This window comes from Streptomyces sp. CB01580 (genome assembly GCF_001905795.1).
In the GTDB taxonomy this organism is placed as follows: Bacteria; Actinomycetota; Actinomycetes; order Streptomycetales; family Streptomycetaceae; genus Streptomyces.
Genome location: NZ_LIXJ01000003.1, coordinates 510277 through 528876, shown reverse-complemented (window position 1 = coordinate 528876; position 18600 = coordinate 510277). Strand labels below are relative to the sequence as shown.

General features: G+C 73.8%; 14 protein-coding genes and 2 pseudogenes. 9 read left to right on the top strand and 7 right to left on the bottom strand.

All coding sequences use genetic code 11. The features are described from left to right. Positions 1-5 precede the first annotated feature (5 nt). Positions 6-401, bottom strand: a complete 396-nt coding sequence (locus tag AMK22_RS07380) for a hypothetical protein (protein ID WP_073782515.1) — start codon at positions 399-401, stop codon at positions 6-8. Positions 402-482: 81 nt separating this feature from the next. On the opposite strand from AMK22_RS07380, the gene AMK22_RS07375 reads away from it, so the two are divergent. After that, entirely contained in the window at positions 483-4283 is a 3801-nt protein-coding gene (locus AMK22_RS07375) for a CHAT domain-containing tetratricopeptide repeat protein (protein ID WP_073782513.1), read from the top strand. Positions 4284-4299: 16 nt separating this feature from the next. Here the strand turns inward: AMK22_RS07375 and AMK22_RS07370 are convergent, their stop codons facing one another. Continuing rightward, entirely contained in the window at positions 4300-5040 is a 741-nt protein-coding gene (locus AMK22_RS07370; protein WP_073782511.1) for a class I SAM-dependent DNA methyltransferase, read from the bottom strand. A gap of 360 nt (positions 5041-5400) precedes the next feature. Here AMK22_RS07370 and AMK22_RS07365 point away from each other — a divergent pair, with 360 nt between their 5' ends. After that, on the top strand, positions 5401-6801 hold the full coding sequence (locus AMK22_RS07365; protein ID WP_073782509.1) for an amino acid permease: 1401 nt from the start codon (positions 5401-5403) through the stop codon (positions 6799-6801). Between the two features lie 65 nt (positions 6802-6866). Here the strand turns inward: AMK22_RS07365 and AMK22_RS07360 are convergent, their stop codons facing one another. Further along, entirely contained in the window at positions 6867-8138 is a 1272-nt protein-coding gene (locus AMK22_RS07360) for an FAD-dependent oxidoreductase (RefSeq protein WP_073782507.1), read from the bottom strand. A 155-nt stretch (positions 8139-8293) separates the two neighbouring features. Further along, positions 8294-8692 carry a DUF6221 family protein gene (locus AMK22_RS07355; protein ID WP_073782505.1) on the bottom strand — a complete coding sequence of 133 codons (399 nt, stop codon included), beginning with the start codon at positions 8690-8692 and terminating at the stop codon, positions 8294-8296. 290 nt (positions 8693-8982) lie between these two features. On the opposite strand from AMK22_RS07355, the gene AMK22_RS07350 reads away from it, so the two are divergent. The 6 genes and pseudogenes from AMK22_RS07350 to AMK22_RS07330 form a co-directional block, all read left to right on the top strand. Beyond that, a complete protein-coding gene (locus AMK22_RS07350; protein WP_073782503.1) occupies positions 8983-9753 on the top strand; it encodes a dienelactone hydrolase family protein in 771 nt (256 codons plus the stop codon). A 310-nt stretch (positions 9754-10063) separates the two neighbouring features. Beyond that, positions 10064-11950 carry a transketolase gene (locus AMK22_RS07345; protein WP_073782501.1) on the top strand — a complete coding sequence of 629 codons (1887 nt, stop codon included), beginning with the start codon at positions 10064-10066 and terminating at the stop codon, positions 11948-11950. A gap of 198 nt (positions 11951-12148) precedes the next feature. Continuing rightward, positions 12149-12289, top strand: coding sequence for a hypothetical protein (locus AMK22_RS39425; protein WP_158072027.1), 141 nt, complete (start codon positions 12149-12151; stop codon positions 12287-12289). 53 nt (positions 12290-12342) lie between these two features. Continuing rightward, on the top strand, positions 12343-13308 hold the full coding sequence (locus AMK22_RS07340) for an aldo/keto reductase (protein WP_073782499.1): 966 nt from the start codon (positions 12343-12345) through the stop codon (positions 13306-13308). A 104-nt stretch (positions 13309-13412) separates the two neighbouring features. After that, entirely contained in the window at positions 13413-14201 is a 789-nt protein-coding gene (locus AMK22_RS07335) for an SAM-dependent methyltransferase (RefSeq protein WP_073782497.1), read from the top strand. A gap of 87 nt (positions 14202-14288) precedes the next feature. After that, positions 14289-14524, top strand: a pseudogene (locus AMK22_RS07330) (response regulator); the annotation flags it as partial. A 34-nt stretch (positions 14525-14558) separates the two neighbouring features. Here AMK22_RS07330 and AMK22_RS07325 read toward each other — a convergent pair. Both AMK22_RS07325 and AMK22_RS07320 read right to left on the bottom strand, forming a co-directional pair. Next, complete coding sequence (locus AMK22_RS07325; protein ID WP_073782857.1) at positions 14559-15746, bottom strand: amidohydrolase; 1188 nt, start codon at positions 15744-15746, stop codon at positions 14559-14561. Between the two features lie 82 nt (positions 15747-15828). Further along, the gene (locus AMK22_RS07320; protein ID WP_073782855.1) at positions 15829-16251 is read right to left on the bottom strand and encodes a DUF5997 family protein; all 423 of its coding nucleotides are present in this window, start codon (positions 16249-16251) and stop codon (positions 15829-15831) included. A 58-nt stretch (positions 16252-16309) separates the two neighbouring features. Between AMK22_RS07320 and AMK22_RS07315 the strand changes: the two genes are divergently transcribed. Then, the gene (locus tag AMK22_RS07315) at positions 16310-17110 is read left to right on the top strand and encodes a LysR substrate-binding domain-containing protein (RefSeq protein WP_073782495.1); all 801 of its coding nucleotides are present in this window, start codon (positions 16310-16312) and stop codon (positions 17108-17110) included. 114 nt (positions 17111-17224) lie between these two features. On the opposite strand, the pseudogene AMK22_RS07310 reads toward AMK22_RS07315, so the two are convergent. After that, positions 17225-18557 (bottom strand): annotated as a pseudogene (locus AMK22_RS07310) (geranylgeranyl reductase family protein). Positions 18558-18600 lie beyond the last annotated feature (43 nt).

Here is an 18600-nt window from a genome sequence, read left to right as displayed (position 1 = left end):
CGGGGTCACTGGGCGGAGCCCAGCCGGCCCTTGCGCATGCGCGTGCCGTTGACCGCGCAGTGCGGGGCGGGGAGCAGGTCGCGGGCCCGTTCGACGCGCGGGCACCGGGCCGGTCCGGGGCACACGGCCACCTTGATGTGGGGCGAGACGCCGGGGGCCGTCCAGCTCCGGGATCCGTCGACCAGCCCGCGCGCGTCCCCGGCCCGGCGCAACGCCGTGTCCAGCGCGCGGTAGCAGGCCGCGAGTTCGTCGGCGCCCGCGCCCGACCGCAGCAGGTCCCGCGCGTGCTCGGCCGCCTCCCGGACCCCGGGCTGTCGCAGAGCGTCCGGCGAGCCGAGCAGGACGCACAACGACGCCGCCGCCCTGGGATCGGCACGAGGGAGGTCGGAAGACGCGGTCATGGTCCAAGTGTGCCGTAGATCGGGCAGAGTTGGGCGTGCATGGACGTGACGAGGAGATCGGACGGTGGGGGGAGCGGCGGGGTGAGGTACGACCGGGACTGGTTCCTGCGGGCGATCCGTGCGCGCCTCGCGCGGGCCGGGACCGCGGACGGCGGGGTGGACGGGGCCGTGGTGTTCGGCCCCGAGGCGGACGCGGAACTGCGGGGGTTGCTGCGGACCGCCGACGTCAGGACCGACCTGGAGGCCCGGCACGCGGCCGGGTGGCTCTGCTTCGCCCACGCGATGGCCGGACCGGGGGAGCACGGCGGCGTGCACGGGTGCATGGCGGGAACACTGCTCTTCCCGGTCTGGGTCGCCGATCCGGGGCTGGTGCCGCCGGAGCTGGCGGCACGATACGCGGCCACCGATCCCGCCGTTCGCCCCGACCCGGCGGACGCGGACGGACCCGCCGAGTGGGCGGCCCAGTGCGCCGCGTGGCTGATCGTGGCGGAGGGACGGCAGTACGACCCGCCGCCGGGGGCCTCCGAAGACGTCCGCCGGCTCCACCGACTGGCCGCGGCCCTCGGCGCCGAGCTGCCCCCGCCCGAGATCCGGCTCGCCACCGCGGTCGGATGCGGCGGCCTCGCCGTCCTCGCGACGCCGGAGTACGACCCCCGGTACACGGACCGGCGCGCGGGCCTGTCCCGGGCGCTGGACCTGGCCGGGACGACCTGGCCGTTCGGGGACCCGTTCGGCGACATGCTCCGGGACAGGTCCGGAGAGGCCGAGACCGCGGATCCGGTCCGGCTGGCCCACCGCGCCCTCAAGGCCATCCCGGCCGGGTCGCCCGAGCGGCTCCTCGCCCTCGATGCCCTGGGCGCCCGGCTCCTGGACCGCTACCTGCGCTCGTACGACCCGGAGGACCTGCACGAGGCGGTCGGCATCGCACGTGACGCACTGGCCCAAACAGCCCCCGGGAGTCCCCGGCCGCCCTACGGTCTCGACGTCCTGAAGCGTGCGCTGTTGCTGCTGCGGCAGCGGGAGGGCGCGACGCCCGAGGAGTGCGACGAGGTGGTGGAGCTGTGCCGCCGGGCACTGCCCGGCGATCCGGAACCCGCGACGGCGGGCCATGACCTGGGCATGGCCCTCGTGCTGAGGGCACAGTACACAGGCCGGACCGAGGACCTGGACGAGGCGGTCGCGGTGCTGACCGAGGCGCTTCGGGCGGCCACGCATCCCGGTCGGAGCGCCGCCTTGCGCAACGCGCTGGGCAACGCCCTGCGCGCCCGTTCCGTCGCGACCGGCGCTCGGGCCGATCTGGACGCGGCGCTCGGCCTCATCGGCCCGGCCACCGCCTCGACGGAGCCGCCGGACGGCTCCCGACCACCGCTTCTCGCCACCGCGATGGCCCTGTACACCCGCTACACGCGCGACCCGGAGGCGAACGGGCCGGATCTGGCGGAGGCGCTGCGCCGACTGCGGCAGGCCGAGGCGCTCGCACCGCCGGGGCACCCGGACCGCCCCACCACGCTCGACGATCTCGGCCTGGTGCTGACCGCCGGCTATCAACGCTCCGGAGATCCCGGGGAGTTGAACGAGGCGGTGCGCGCCCATCGGGAGGCGGTGGCACTCACCTCCGAGGGGCACCGGATGCTCGGAGTGCGGCTGCTCAACCTCGGTGCGGCGCTGGGCCTGCGTCACCAGCTGACCGAGGACGGCGAGGACCTGCTGGAGGCCCAGGAGTGCCGGCGTCGGGCCGCCGCGCTGCCCGGCCTGGGCCGTGCGCACCGCGCGGCGTTGCTGAGCTCGACGGGGATCGGTCTGGTCATCGGTCTCGAACGCGCCGCCGATCCGGTCGGCGGGCTCGACGAGGCGGTACCGCTGCTCAGAGAGGCGCTCGCCCTCACCCCGGAGGACGACCCGCTGCTGCCCCGTCGGCGCCACAACCTCGCCATCGCCCTGATGGCACGCTTCGCACGGACGCCGCGGACCGGCGACGCCCGCGAGGCGCGCGAGCTGGCCGACGCGGTGATCGCGGCGCTGCCCGCGAACTCGCCCGAGCTGGCGGGTGCTTTGACGGTGGCGGCGGGGGCACGGCTCCTGACCCCCCGCATCCTGGTGTCGTCCGCGCTCCGCGACGAAGTGGTCGCGCTCTTCCGCCGGGCCGTCGAGGCCACCCCGCCCGGTCACCCCCACCGCACCTTGCGCCTGTCGAACCTCGGCCGCATGCTGAGCGACCGGAGGCCCGGCCGCCGTCGCCGCGGATCCGACCTGACCGCGGCGGCCGACGTGTTCCGGTCGGCGGCCCTGGAGCAGCAGTGCGCGCCCTCCCTGCGCATGGACGCGGCGCGGGCCTGGGGCGATGTCCGGGCGGAGCTGGGCGACTGGGAAGGAGCCCTGGACGGGTACGCCCTGGCGGTCGACCTGTTGCATTCCGTGGCGCCCCGTCATCTCGTCCGCGACGACCAGGAGTTCCTGCTGAGCGGGACCGTCGGGCTGGGTGCCCGGGCGGCGGCCTGCGCGGTGCGCTGTGGCCGGCCCGGGCTCGCGGTCGGACTGCTCGAACAGGCCAGGGGCGTGATCCTCTCCCACGCCTTCGACGCCGACAGCGATCTGACGCGGCTCCGGGCGACCGCCCCGGACCTCGCCGACCGCTTCGAGGAGCTCCGGGAGGCCCTCGACACCGCGACCGGCACCCGGGAGTTCCTCGAAGAACGACCGCCCGGCCCCGACGCCCGCGCCGATCTGCGGCAGCGGCTGGCGGCCGAGTGGCGGGACCTCACGGACCGGATCCGCGCCGAACATCCCGAGCTGGGCATGCTGCGTCCGGTGCGTGAGTGGGGCGAGCGCGAACTGCGCGCGACCGCCGCGGCGGGCCCGGTGATCCTGGTCAACATCTCGCCGTACGGCAGCGACGCCCTGGTCGTCACCGAGCACTCCATCGACGCCGTGCCCCTCCCCGGGCTCGACCAGCGGACGACGGCGGCGCGTCGGCGCACCTTCCAGGACGCACTGGTCCGCATCGAGACACCCGGGACCTCCCGCAAGCAGTCGCGTCGTGCCCAACAGGAGGTACGGGAGACCCTCGCCTGGCTGTGGCGGGCGGTCACCGGTCCGGTCCTCGACCGCCTCCCCGAGGCCACCCGCGTGTGGTGGTCGCCCGGCGGTCTCCTGGGCACGCTGCCCCTGCACGCGGCGGCCCCCGTCGACGCCGCGGGCGCCCTGGACCGGGTGGTCTCCTCGTACACACCGACACTGCGGGCCCTGCACCACGCCCGTCGCCGCGCCGCCCGCCCGGCGGGCGGCGGCACGCTCGTGGTCAGCGTCGCGGGGGCCACCGGCCAGGCCCCGCTCCCGGGCGCACGCCGGGAGGCGGACCAGCTGGCCAGCCTCCTCCCCGGCGCCTCGCTGCTGGCGGACGCGGACGCCACCCGCTCCGCGGTCGTCTCCGCCCTGCACCACCACGCCCACGCCCATTTCGCCTGCCACGCCCTGGGCGACCCGGAACGTCCCTCCGGCAGCAGGCTCGTCCTGCACGACCACACCGCGCACCCGCTGACCGTGCGCGACCTGGCCCGGCTGCGGCTGCCGTCGGTCCGGCTCGCCTACCTCTCCGCCTGCGACACCCTGCGCACCAGCCCCGAGCTCGCCGACGAGGCCGTGCACATCGTCAGCGCCTTCCAGATGGCCGGCTTCCCCCACGTCGTCGGCTCGCTGTGGCACGTCGACGACGCCATCGGGGCCGAGGTCGCGCTGAGCGTCTACGAAGCGCTGAACACGGGCGACGGCGCACTCGACGTCGCCCGTGCGGCCGAGGCCCTGCACCGGGCCGTGCGCACCCTGCGCGACACCTATCCGCGGACCCCGAGCCTGTGGGCCTGCCAGGTGCACGCGGGGCCCTGAGGACCGGGCGGCGGCCTCAGACCGGCTTGCGCCACACGGAGACGTGCTTCGTGGAGTCCTCGGTGAACGGCTCCCCGCTCCAGTCCGCGACGCGTCGTTCCCGTTCGAGCCCCGCGAGCCGTGCCATCAGGTCGAGCTCCGCCGGCCAGGCGTACCGGTGCCGGGACTCGCCGCGGCGGTAGCGGCCGTCGTCGCCGTCGCGGGTGAGGTGGTGCGAGACGAGGATCTGCTCGGCCAGATCGAAGGTGTCGAAGCCGAGATGTCGTTCGGAGACGTCGAACGGCACCGCGACCTGTCCGGGCGGAAGGAACCGCAGCGGCGGTACTTCCAGCTCGACGACGAACCGGCCGCCGGGGGCCAGATGGCGGGCGGCGTTCCGGAAGCACTCGACCTGCTCGTCCTGGGTGAGCAGGTTGGTGATCGTGTTGTACACGAGGTAGACCAGGCTGAACTTCCCCGGGACGGTGGTCGTGGCCATGTCCCCGACGGCGACCGGAAGGGTCTCCTCGTCCACCTTGCGCCGCAGGACCGCGGCCATGTGTTCGGACAGTTCGATGCCCACGACCGGCACGCCGCGTTCCCGGAGCGGGACGCCCACCCGCCCGGTTCCGACGGCGAACTCCAGTGCCCGGCCGTCCCCGGCGAGTTCGGCGAGGAAGTCGAGAGTCGGTCCGAGGAAGGCGGGCGAGGACCTCTCGCTCTCCTCGGCGTCGTAGCGTTCGGCGGTCGCGCGGGTCCACAGCTCGCTGCTCGTCATGGGCGGTCACTGTGCCGGAGGCGAGGGGCGATGTCGACGTGTTTTCCATTCGGGTGGGCCCGGCGCGGGCGGTGCCGGGGCTCCTGGTGAGGGCGGTGCCGGGGCTCCCGGTGAAGGATGCGCCGACCCATGCGCTCGAACCCGTCCGTTTTCCGGTCGAAGCGGATGATTCGCCGAACATTCGGCGGTGATTTTGTCTGAGGTGTCCGATATCCGAGCATGGAGGAAATCCCCGGGCGATGACCACGGCAGAGGTGTGCGCCCGCGCACCCGCCCGCTGCCGTGGCGCCGCCCGGGGGCCGTGACGCGGCCCGCGGGGGCGGGCGACGGCATCCCGGAAGGACGAAAGGCACACCACCCATGCGCGACACCGGAACCGTTCCACCATCGGCTCCGGCCCCGGCCTCCGCGGCCTCGCCGGGGTCCTCGCGGCCCCCGGAGCGGGAAGGGGACGGCCGGCACGCCCGACGCTTCGGGCTTCCGGTGGCGACCGCCCTGGTCATGGGCAACATCATCGGCGGCGGCATCTTCCTGCTCCCCGCGTCCGTCGCCCCGTACGGCACCATCAGCCTCGTCGCCTTCGGAGTGCTCACGCTCGGGGCCATCGCGCTCGCGCTCGTCTTCGGACGGCTCGCGCGGCGCGACCCGCGCACCGGCGGGCCGTACGTCTACGTGCGCGAGGCATTCGGCGACTTCGCGGGCTTCCTGGCCGCCTGGTCGTACTGGATCACCTCCTGGGTGAGCAACGCCGCGCTCGCCGTCACTGCCGTGGGCTACCTGGACGTGCTGCTGCCCCTGCACGGTTCGCCGTGGCCGATGATGACCGCCGCACTCGTGGTGCAGTGGGCGCCCGCCCTCGCCAACCTCGCCGGGACCCGCTACGTGGGCGCGGTGCAGCTCGTCTCCACCGTGCTGAAGTTCGTGCCCCTGCTGCTGGTCGCGGTCGGCGGGATGTTCTTCTTCGACGCGGACAACCTCGGCCCCTTCCGGGCCACGGGCGGCAGTGCCCTCGGCGCGGTCTCCGCGTCCGCCGCGATCCTGCTCTTCAGCTATCTCGGCGTCGAGTCGGCGGCGGTCAGCGCGGGGGAGGTGCGCGACCCCCGGCGCAACGTCGGCCGGGCGACGGTCCTCGGCACGCTCGGTGCGGCGCTGGTGTACCTGCTGGGCACGCTCGCCGTCTTCGGCACCGTCGCGCACGACGAGCTGCTCACGTCGAAGGCGCCCTTCACCGACGCCGTCGACGTCATGTTCGGCGGTACGTGGGGCGGCGCGGTGGTCGCCTGCGCGGCGCTCGTGTCGATCGTGGGCGCGTTGAACGGCTGGACGCTGCTGAGCGCCCAGACGGCGTACGCGGCGGCCCGCGACGGGCTGTTCCCCGACCGCTTCGTGGTGAAGCGACGCGGAGTGCCCACCTTCGGGGTCGTCGTCGCGGCCGTGCTCGCCTCCCTGCTGACCGTCTACAACTACATGGCCGGGTCGGCCCGGGTGTTCGAGATCCTGGTGCTGATCACGACCTTCACCGCTGCCGTCCCGTACCTGCTGGCGACGGCGGCCCAGCTGTACTTCCTCGCCTCGGGGCGGCGCGACCGGGTCCGCCCGGCCCGCCTCGCCCGTGACGCCGCGCTCGCCCTCGCCGCCTTCGGCTTCTCCATGTGGCTCCTCGCGGGCTCCGGCTACGCCGCCGTCTATCAGGGCGTGCTGTTCCTCTTCGCGGGAGTCCTCGTCTACGCCTGGATGTCGGCCCGCAAGGCGCGCGCCTGACCCCGCCCGCGCCCGCGTCCCCGGTGTCCGGCGCGTGATGTCCGACGCCGGTCCGCCGTGCGCGTTCAGCGCACCGAGGCGGTGGGCGGGCGCTCGCGCAGGGCCCCGTAGGCGAAGAAGTACGCAGGCAGACGGTTCAGCCACCGCGAGGTCGTGACGAGCTCGCTCAGCCGCTGGGCGCGCCTCGCGTCGCCGAACGCCGGGCGGCCCGAGAGGACCGGTTCGATGATGTTCGTGTGGGCGAGGCGCTGAAGGGTCTGCGTCGCGACGGTCGTCGGCAGACGGCGGCGCTGGATCCGGCGCACGGTCCGCAGACCGACCGCGCCCTCGCGCAGCGGCCCGACGAGGTACCGGGCGGCGGCCACCGCGTCCTCGACCGCGAGGTTGATCCCGATGCCGAACACCGGTGACATCGCGTGCGCGGCGTCGCCGATGCACAGCAGTCCGGGGCGGTGCCAGCGGTGCAGGCGGTCGAGCCGTACGTCGAGCAGTTTCACGTCGTCCCACGAGCCGAGCGTGTGCACGCGGTCCGCGAGCCAGGGGACGCCGGCCGCGAACTCGCCCCGGAACCGGTCGAGGCCGGCGGCGCGGCGCCGCGTGTCGGTCCCCTTCGGGATCATCGTGGCGCACTGCCAGTAGTCCCCGCGGTCGATCATGGCGCTGAAGAACCGGTCGCCGACGCCTCCCACGAGCCCGTGCGGGTCGCCGTCCCGCCGCGGCAGCCTGAACCACCAGGCGTCCATCGGACAGGCGAAGCTCCGCAGCCCCAGTTCGGGCAGCGACCGGGCCAGCGAGAACCGGCCGTCACAGGCGACGGTGAGCGTGGCGCGCAGCTCGCCGACGCGGCCGTCGGACGTGCGATACCGCACCCCGGTGACCCTTCCCCGAGCCCTGCGCCCCGCGCGGCCGGGACGTGAACCGGTGCGCTCCCACAGGAACCCGATCGCCTCGGTGTTCATCCGGAGAGAGAAGGACGGCTCCCGCGCGGCCTCGTCCACGAGGAGGTTCAGCAGATCCCACTGCGGCACCATCGCGATGTAGTTGTACGGGCCGCGCAACGCGCCGATGTCCCCGACGGTGACCAGCGAGCGGTCCGGTCCGAGGGGCACCTGGACCGTCGTCACCCGACGCTGCGGCAGCCGGCCGAACCGTCCGGCCAGGCCCAGGTCGTCCAGCAGCCCCAGGGTGGACGGATGCACGGTGTCGCCGCGGAAGTCGCGCAGGAAGTCGCCGTGCTTCTCCAGGACCGTGACCGCCACCCCCGCCCGGGCCAGCAGCAGCCCGAGGACCATTCCGGCGGGCCCGCCGCCCACCACACAGCATGTGGTCCGTTCCATGGCCGCCGCTCCCTCCGGTGCAGTCCCCGGGCCGGTGATGACAGGGGACGTATACCCGCGGCGGCGCCGGTCGACTGCCCGGCGAAGCGGTGGTTCCGGTCGGCGGACGGCCGCCGCCGGACACGACGGCCGCCCCCGGGGGCCTCGCTGACGCCCTAGTGGATGAACCGCGGCAGCCACTTCGCCCGGTAGTCGGGGTGGCCCGCGTGTTCCGCGGCCAGCTGCCGCACGGCGAAACCGAGACCGACCGCGCGACCGGACGAGAAGTCGTGGTCGGGACGGTCGGTGTCCTGGTCGGCGACCTCCGCGTACTCGTTGAGGAGAACCCTGCTCGTCTCGATGCGACGACGGGTGCGCGCGGGGTCCTGGAGGGCGATGTGCTGATCGAAACCGTGACCGCGCAGGCTGAACGTGATGGCACCGGTCCGGTCGTGGACCTCGCCGGACATGCCGGACGGGCAGCGCCAGGTGTCCCCGCCGGCCGCCTGGGCGATCCGCTCCTCCTCGGCGAGACGCGCCCGAACGAATTCGATCATGTCGGAGTTGTCTGTCATCGGGGTTCCGCATCCTTCACCGTCCTGGTTCCCTGCCGGAAACCGCACCTGCTGTCCGCCCGAGTACTGTTCTTCGACCGAGGCTGCCGCTCGACGATACCGAGTCGGGGGACAGGAACTGTGCTCATGACATGGTCGGTGCCGTCCCCTCCCGCCGGGGCGCCGGTCACCTACCGCCCGGCCGTCCCCGCGCGCCGGCCGGCGCCACGGCCGGGAAGAACCGCCACCAGCGGGAAGCACCGCCGAGAGCACGAAGAACCGCCGCAAGCGAGAAGTGAAGGGAACCGCCCATGACCGCCGTGCACGGGACATCCGTGGACATCGCCGCACCGGACGGCATCGCCGACGCCTATCTGGTCCACCCGGACGACGGAGTGCCGCATCCCGCGGTCCTCCTCTACATGGACGCCTTCGGACTCCGGCCCCGGCTCAGGAGCATGGCCGACCGTCTCGCCGGAGCCGGATACACCGTCCTGGTCCCCAACGTCTTCTACCGCCACGGCCGGGCCCCGGTCGTCGAGCTGCCCGACTTCATCGATCCGGCCGCACGTCCGGAGATCTTCGAGCGCCTCGGGCCGATCCTGCGCTCGCTCACCCCCGACCTGGCGATGCGCGACGCGGACGCCTACCTGAGCCGGCTGGCGGACTGCCCCGCGGCCGCCGACGGGCCCGTCGCCGTCACGGGGTACTGCATGGGCGCCGGCCTCGCCCTGCGCACCGCGGGCACCTACCCGGACCGGATCGCGGCCGCGGCCGGCTTCCACGGCGCGCAGCTGGCCACCGAGTCCGCCGACAGCCCCCATCTGCTCGCCGACCGGATCACCGCGGAGCTGTACTTCGGCCACGCCGACGAGGACCCCGCGCTGCCGCCCGAGCAGGTCGCCCGCCTCGACGAGGCCCTCACCGCGGCGGGCGTGCGCCATCGAGGCGAGATCTACGCCGGGGCACGGCACGGATTCACCCAGGCGGACACCGCCGCGTACGACCGCGACGCGGACGAACGCCACTGGACCGCGCTGCTGGCCCTCCTGGACCGCACCGTCGGACCGTCCCGCGCCTGAGAGCCTGTCGGGGGACCTGTGACCGGTGCGGCCACACCCCGGCACGCACGTTTCCGGCGCCTTGGCACCGCATGCGCCGTGCCGCGTCCGGTTTCCGGCCCGAGGGCACCCGGCAGGTTCTGAATCGCGGCCCGCGCGCCCGGGACATACGGTCGGCACGGGGCACGGTGCGTGCCCCGCTGTGCCGCGCCGCTCCCGGGCGCGCCGCCCCGTGGCCGCGCGCCGACGGCCGTGGAACGCCCGGAACGCGGAACCGGACCGTCGGGAGGCGGCGGACGGGAAGCGGAGGACCGGACGAGAGGAGGCCGTGATGACGGCCGAGAACACCCGCACCGCCCTCGGACCCGACAGCGGCCTGGACGAGGTCTTCGAACTGGCCCAGCAACTGCGCGTGGACTCCGTCCGCTCCAGCACCTTCGCCGGTTCCGGGCACCCGACCTCCAGCCTGTCCGCCGCCGACCTGATGGCCGTCCTCATGACCCGCCATCTGCGCTACGACTGGCAGCACCCGCACAATCCCGCCAACGACCACCTGATCTTCTCCAAGGGGCACGCCTCGCCCCTGCTGTACGCGATGTTCCTCGCCGTCGGCGCGATCGGCGAGGAGGAGCTGATGACCACCTACCGCCGCGCCGGCTCCCGCCTCCAGGGGCATCCCACTCCGGTGCTGCCCTGGGTGGACGCGGCCACCGGATCGCTGGGCCAGGGCATCGCGTACGGGGTCGGCATCGCGCTCGCCGGACGCGACCTGGAGCACGAGCCGTACCACGTGTGGGTCCTGTGCGGCGACAGCGAGATGACCGAGGGCTCGGTGTGGGAGGCCCTGGACAAGGCGGGCCGCCACCGTCTGGCCAACTTCGTCGCGATCATCGACGTCAACCGGCTCGGCCAGCGCGGTCCCACGGAGCTGGGATGGGACACCGGCGCCTACGCCCGCCGCGCCGAGGCGTTCGGCTGCCGCGCCCTCGTCGTCGACGGCCACGATCTCGCGGCCGTCGACGAGGCCCTGACCACCGCGCGCGACGGGCAGGCCCCCACCGTCGTCGTCGCCCGCACCGTCAAGGGCCAGGGCGTCTTCGAGATCGCGGACGCGGAGGGCTGGCACGGCAAGGCGCTGCCCGACGACCTCGCCGCCCGTGCCGTCGCCGAACTCGGCGGCGTACGCCACCTCACCGCGCGCGGCCACCGGCCGCCCGCGGCCCCCACGGTCGCCCCGCCCGCCCCGGTGCGGGTCGTGCTGCCGCAGTTCCGGACCGGCGAGACCGTCGCGACCCGCGTGGCCTTCGGCAAGGCGCTCGCCGCGGTCGGCGACCGGCCCGACATCGTGGCCCTGGACGCCGAGGTGGGCAACTCCACCCACGCGGAGGACTTCGGCAAGGCCCACCCCGAACGGTACTTTCAGACCTACATCGCCGAACAGCAGATGATCGCCTCCGCGGTCGGCATGGCCGCGCGCGGCTACCGTCCCTACGCCACCACCTTCGCCGCCTTCCTCACCCGGGCCCACGACTTCATCCGCATGGCGGCCGTCTCCGGGATCTCGATGAGCCTGTGCGGAACCCACTGCGGGGTCGAGATCGGTGCCGACGGGCCCTCCCAGATGGGTCTGGAGGATCTCGCCATGATGCGCGCCGTCCACGGCTCCACCGTGCTCTACCCCTCCGACGCCACGTCCACCGCCGCCCTGACCGCCGCCATGGCCTACCTGGACGGCATCTCCTACCTGCGCACCACCCGGGGCGCCTACCCCGTCCTCTACGCACCCGACGAGACGTTCCCCGTCGGCGGTTCCAAGACCCTGCGTTCCGGCCCCGCCGACCGGGTCACCCTCGTCGGCGCGGGCGTCACCCTCCACGAATGCCTCGCCGCGGCGGACGCGCTGGCCGCCGACGGTGTCCCCGCGCGCGTCGTCGACCTGTACTCCGTCAAGCCGGTCGACCTCGACACGCTCGCCCGCGCCGCCCGGGACACCGGAGCACTGGTCGTCGCGGAGGACCACCACCCCGAGGGGGGCATCGGCGAGGCCGTGCTGTCCGCGCTCGCCGCGCAGCGGCTGACCCCGGTGTTCGCCCATCTCGCCGTACGCGACCTGCCGGGTTCCGGGACCAGCGCCGAACTGCTCGACGCGGCTGGCATCTCCCGCACCCACATCGCGCGGATCGGTCGGGAGCTCGCCGGCCGTCGAGCCGGCGGCTGAACGGGGCGCGGCGCCGGGGAGACCGCTTTCGCACGCGGCGGCGGATGCGCCTGAGGCGGGGGCCCGCCCGGGCCGGCGTGGCGGCGATCGGGGAGTGCTCGTCCATGGCCCCCTTCCACCCGCCCTTTCCCGGAAACCGCAACGCGGTCTGCCGTCGCGTCGACGGAAGACGCGGCATCGGGCCCGGAGGCGATCGTCATGATCGAGACGACGGACGAACGGAACGACGAAGCGGTGCACCACCGCGGCGCGTCCGTCGTGCGGCGCGCCGCGGTGGCGGTCTTCGCGAAACCCACCCGTCACATCCGCCCCAAGTCGCTTATCGTCTGGTGGGATTGACCGGCGAGCGCGACGGCGCCGCCGGGACGGGGACGACGACGAGGAGGACGACTGTGCGCTGTCGCGCGCTGGGACGCAGTGGGCTGTCGGTGTCCGAGATCGGTTACGGCGCCTGGGGCATCGGCGAGTCCGCCTGGGTGGGGGCCACGGAGAGCGAGTCCGTGCGCGCCCTGCACCGCGCCGTCGAACTCGGCGTCAATTTCGTGGACACCGCCCGGGGTTACGGCGAGAGCGAACGGATCGTGGGCCGGGTCGTGCGTGAACGGTCCGGCGACGAGGTGCTCGTCGCCACCAAGGTGCCGCCGAAGAACCAGATGTGGCCGGCCCCCGAGGGCGTCGATCCGGCCGAGACGTTCCCGGGCGAGCACATCCGCGAGAGCCTGGAGACCAGTCTGCGCGTATCCGGGCTGGACCACTTCGACGTGCTGCAGTTCCACGTCTGGAGCGACGACTGGGTCGGCCGCGGCGACTGGCTGGAGACGATCACCACGCTCAAACAGGAGGGAAAGATCCGCCTGTTCGGCGTCTCCGTCAACGACCACCGGCCCGACAGCGCGCTCGCGCTCGTACGCAGCGGCGCCGTGGACAGTGTGCAGGTCATCTACAACGTCTTCGACCAGGCACCGGCCGACGAGCTGCTGCCGGCCTGCGCGGAACACGGCGTCGGCGTGATCGTCCGGGTGCCGCTCGACGAGGGCGGTCTGACCGGTCGCATCACCGCGGGCACGACGTTCCCCGAAGGGGACTGGCGCGGGCGGTACTTCCGCGACGACCGCCCGGCACAGGTCGAACGGCGCGTGGCCGCGATCGCCGCCGACCTCGGTGTCGCGACGGACGGGATCGCCGAGTGCGCCCTGCGGTTCGTGCTGAGTTCGCCCGAGGTCTCCACCGTCATCCCCGGCATGCGCAGCGTGCGCAACGTCGAGCGCAACACGGCCGTCAGCGACGGGCGTTCGCTCACCGCGGCGCAGCTCGCCGTGCTGTCCCGGCACCGGTGGCAGCGCAACTTCTATTCCTGAGTCACGGGTTGCGACCGACACGTGAGCACGGCCCGCACCCGAGCGGGCCGCGCCCGCCGCGCCGACTCGGGCGCGGAGAACGACGACGAACCAGGCGGTGGAGCATGAACCAGCGGGAGACCGAACGGGTCGGCGGCCGGGCCCATTCGGCACGGGTGTACGACTGCATTCTGGGCGGCAAGGACCACTACGAGGTGGACCGCCTGGCGGCCGAGGCCTCGTTGAGGGCCTGGCCCGGTCTGCGCACGAGCATGCTGGCGAACCGGGCGGCGATGCGCCGCATGGCGCACTGGCTGGCGACGGAGGCCGGGATGCGCCAGTTCCTCGACATCGGCACCGGCATCCCGACCGAACCCAACCTGCACCAGGTCGTGCAGGGCGTGGCCCCCGAGGCGCGGATCGTCTACGTCGACAACGACCCGGTCGTCCTCGCGCACGCCGACGCACTGATGCGCAGCACCCCCGAGGGCCGGACCGCGTACATCCAGAGCGACATGAACGCCCCCGGCGCCCTCCTGGCCGATCAGGTCCTCCACCGGACCCTCGACCTGACGCGGCCGGTCGCGGTGACGGTCATCGCGATGCTCCAGTTCGTCGCGGACGCACAGGGCCTGGTCGAGACGCTGATGGAACCGCTCGCACCCGGAAGCCATCTGGCGATCACGCTCGCCACGGCCGATCTCGCGCCGGGTTCGGAGGCCCTCGCGCGCGAGTACACCGAGCGCGGCATCCCCATGCACCTGCGCGACCGGGCGGAGGTCGAGGGGCTGTTCACCGGATTGGACCTGGTGGATCCCGGTGTCGTGCCGATGACCTCGTGGCGGCCTCCGGCAGGCGAGGAACCGCCCGCCACCACGACGAACATGTACGCCGGAGTGGCGCGCAAGCCCTGACCTCCCCGGTGGCCCGCTCCGGGCACCGCGGTCCTCGCTCCCGGTCCGGTACCCCTCGGGGGCGCAGGACCGGGAGCGTACGCGTAGCTCGTCGGGCAGGCCGTGGACGGTGCCGACGCCGTCGCCAAGGCCGCTGAACTGGCCCCCGACGTCGTACTGATGGACATACGGATGCCCGGGGTCCGCGGCATCGAGGCGACCCGACGCGTCACCGCGTCGTCGTCCGCCACCGGGTGCTCGTCCTGACCACCTTCGACCTCGACGAGTACGTGTACGAGGCGCTGCGCGCCGGAGCGTCCGGCTTTCTGCTCAAGGGCGCCTCGCCCGGGCGTCGGCACCCGCGCCCTTCCGGGAACGTCAGACCCGCAGCTCGCCGTCGCGCACGACCACTCGGCCGCCGGAGATCACGAGCTGTCGGCGCGGCGCGCGGACGAGGGCGTCCTGCGTGTTCTCGGCGTCGACCAGGACGATGTCCGCGCGTGCCCCCGCGACGAGGTCGTGGACCGCTCGATGGACGAACCCGGCCGCGCGGGTGGAGGCCAGCTCCACCGCGTGGACGAGGTCCTCGTCGGTGCGCAGGCCGTGGAGCCGTGCGAAGCCGAGCGCGACGCGCAGCAGGTCGCCGTCGCCGTAGGGCGACCACAGATCGCGGATTCCGTCGGTGCCGAGACCGAGCGGGATGCCGCGTTCCCGCATCCCGAGCCAGGGGAGCGGCGCGGTGCGGGGCGGGGCCACGGTCGTCCAGGCGATGCCGGTCTCCGCGCAGCCGTCGAGCAGGTCCTGCCGGCGCTCCGCCGGGAGCTCCCCGAGGGCGAAGCCGTGGGAGATCGTCACCCTGCCGTGGAGCCCGGAGCGCCGGGTGCGGTCGATGATGAGCTCGAACTGGAACGCGCCGAGCTCCCCGCCGTCGTGCAGATGGATGTCGAGGCCCACGTCACGCCGCTCCGCGACCGCGAACAGTCCGTCGAGCTGTGCCACGGGATCACGGTCGACGGACGCGGGGTCGATGCCGCCGATGCTCGTCGCTCCGGCCGAGGCCGCGCGGTCGAGCAGATCCAGCACCCCGGGACGGCGGACCACGCCGTCCTGCGGGAACGCGACGATCTCCACCTCGATGGCACCGCCGAGGGAGTCCACCGCCTCGCGAACGGTCTCGATCCCGCGCAGCCCGACACCGAGGTCGACGTCCACGTGGCTGCGTACCGCCGTCGTGCCGTGCCGGAGGAACTCGCGGAGCACCGCCGTGGCCGAGGCCGCGTTCGGGATACCAAGTCCGTCACGCGTCGCGCGTTCGTGAGCGATGCGTCCCTGCGTCGTGGCCTCGCCGCCGTACGGGACCCAGGGCTGCCCCCACCAGCTCTTGTCCACATGGGCGTGTGCGTTGATGAAGCCGGGCAGTGCCAGGAGCCCGCCGCCGTCGATGCGTTCGCCGCCGACGCTCGCCCGGCCCGCGGGCACCACGGCCTCGATCGCGGCCCCGGACATCACGATGTCCACGGGTTCGGCGCCCCAGGGGCGGACGTTCACCAGAGTCGCAAGGGCCATGGAGGGATGGTATGCCAAATGGGCCCTTGAGGGGTGGCAAGCTCCCTCGCGACGGCCCGGGGGCCGCCGCGAGGCGCGGGAGTCAGTCGCGCGGGTCGACGCTTTGTCCGGAGTCCTTTGCGCGCTTCTCCTTCTGCGCCTGCTTCTCCTTGATGCGGACCGTTTCCTTCCGGACCTCCGCCTGGGTGGTGCGCTCCCGCTGGAGCCAGTCGGGGTTCTCCTTCTTCAGTTCCTCGATCTGCTCCGTGGTGAGCGCGTCCGTGATCCCGCCGCGGGCGAGACCCGAGATGGAGACCCCCAGCTTCGCCGCGACCACGGGACGGGGGTGCGGGCCGTTGCGTCGCAGCTCGCGCAGCCACTCGGGCGGATCGGACTGCAGCGCGTTCAGTTCGGTGCGCGAGACGACACCCTCCCGGAACGCGGCGGGGGTGGCCTCGAGGTACACGCCCAGCTTCTTCGCCGCGGTCGCGGGCTTCATCGTCTGGGCGGTCTTGTGCGACGTCATGGTGTCCAGGGTATCGAGCGTGCGCACCGCCTCTGACCAGGGCCGGTAACCTTGCGGGGTGACCAGCTCCGAAGAAGCCCCCGTGTTCCGGCTCGCCCATGCCCCGGGGGTGACGCCCGCCAAGTGGGTGCGGATCTGGCGCGAACGGCTGCCCGACGTCCCGCTGGAGCTCGTCGCGGTGCCGGCCGCCGAGGCGGCCGGCCTGCTGCGGGACGGCGGCGCCGACGCCGGGCTGCTGCGGCTGCCGACCGACCGGACGGGCCTCAGCGCGATCCCGCTCTACACGGAGACGACCGTCGTGGTGGTGCCGAAGGACCACGTCGTCGCGGCGGCCGATGAGGTCTCCACGGAGGACCTCGCCGACGACATCGTGCTGCACCCGCTCGACGACACCCTCGACTGGGAGTGCCCGCCGGGACGTCCCGCGATCGAGCGCCCCGCCACGACCGGGGACGCCGTCGAACTGGTGGCGGCCGGAGTGGGTCTCCTCGTCGTCCCGCAGTCGCTCGCCCGCCTCCACCACCGCAAGGACCTCACCTACCGGACGGTGACCGACGCCCCTCAGTCGCGGGTCGCGCTGTCGTGGCCGGAGGACGAGACGACGGACCTGGTGGACGACTTCATCGGCATCGTCCGAGGCCGGACCGTCAACAGCACGCGGGGCCGTCCCAGGACCCCGGCGCAGCCGAAGGACGAGCGCCCCCGCACGGGCGACGCACGCCGCAAGTCCTCGGCCGGCGGCGCGGGCAGGGCGACCGGCAGGTCGGCCGGCCAAACGGCCGGGAAGGGCCGACGCGGCACCTCCGGCGGCGGCACCAAGGGCGGCAGCAGGCGCGGAAGGCCCCGCCGCCGGTCCTGAGGGCTGTCCCTCGTCCCCGGCCGACGTCCTACGGCAGCCGTCGCGGGCGACGGCACCGGGACCCGACTCCGGTCGGCGGGCGGCAGCGCGACACCCGGCGACGCACGCCCCGGCTCAGCGTCCGGTCCGCGTCCTCGGTTCCGGCACGACGCGTACGACACCGTTCAGCAGGTGGTCGACGAGATCGCGCGAGGGCCGGTCCGTGAGGTTGGTCAGCAGCCGGGCGAGGGTGTTCAGCAGGAACGGCGACCCCATCACGTACCGGTTGAGGACCGGCTGGAACCCCGACCGGCTGAAGACGAGGTCGGCGGCCGCGTTGCCGAGGCGGTAGTAGCGCCCCCAGCGGCGGTTCATCTCCACGGGATAGCCGCGCAGCACCCGCTCCCTCCCGGGTCCCGGGGGGGAGGGCGAGCGCGAGCGCGGCGGTCTCGGCCGCGACCTCCCCCGCCTCCATGGCCTGCCCGATGCCCTCACCGTTCCAGGGGCTGATCATGCCCCCGGAATCGCCGACGAGGAGGAGTCCGCGGGTGTACAGGGGATGACGGTTGAAGCCCAGCGGAAGAGCCGCGCTCCGCACGGGGCCCTCGGCGTTCTCCTCGCTCAGCCCCCACGCGCTCGGGGTACGGTCAAGCCACCGGTCCAGCGCCGCGCGCAGATCGGCCGAGCCGTGCTTGCGGTGGGGCAGCGCACCCAGACCGACGTTGACCCGGCCGTCGCCCATGGGGAAGATCCAGCCGTAGCCCGGGAGGTGGGCGTCGCTGTCCGGGAAGCGCAGATCGGCCCACAGCTCCAGGTAGTCCTCGCGGGAGCGCTCCGGGCTGCGGTAGTAGCGGCGGGCGGCCGTCGCGATCTGCCTGCGCGCGTCCCGTTGCAGCCCCAGGGCGATTGCGAGGCGGGCCGATGCGCCGTCGGCGGCGACCACGATCGGCGCGCGGAACGTCAGCGGTTCCTTGGTCGCGGTCGTGGTGGCCGTGACGCCCGTGACGCGCCCGGCCCGGTCGGTCGACGGCCCGGTCACCTTCACCCCGGCGCGCAGCCGGGCCCCCGCGGCGACGGCGTGCCGGGCCAGGATGTCGTCGAAGTCGTGCCGGCTGCGGGTCAGCCCGAAATCCGGGTAGCGCCCGAGCGACGGCCAGTCGATGTGCACACGGTGGTCCCCGGCCACCCAGCGCATCCCGCGCGAACGCGTCCACCCCGGAGCCTTGATGTCGACGCCCATCCGGATGAGCTGGTGCACCGCGCGCGGCGTCAGACCGTCCCCGCACACCTTCTCCCGGGGAAAACCGGACTTCTCCAGGAGCAGGACGTCGACCCCCGCCCGCGCGAGATGGAAGGCCGCCGACGAGCCCGCGGGCCCCGCCCCGACCACGATGACCTGGGCCTCCTCGTCCGGACCGTGAACGGGCCCCTCGTCCGACGGAGACCGGTCCGGTGTCGCTTCCCGCATGGGACCCCTTCTTCCTGATTCCGCGTCGGCCGGTGCCGTACCG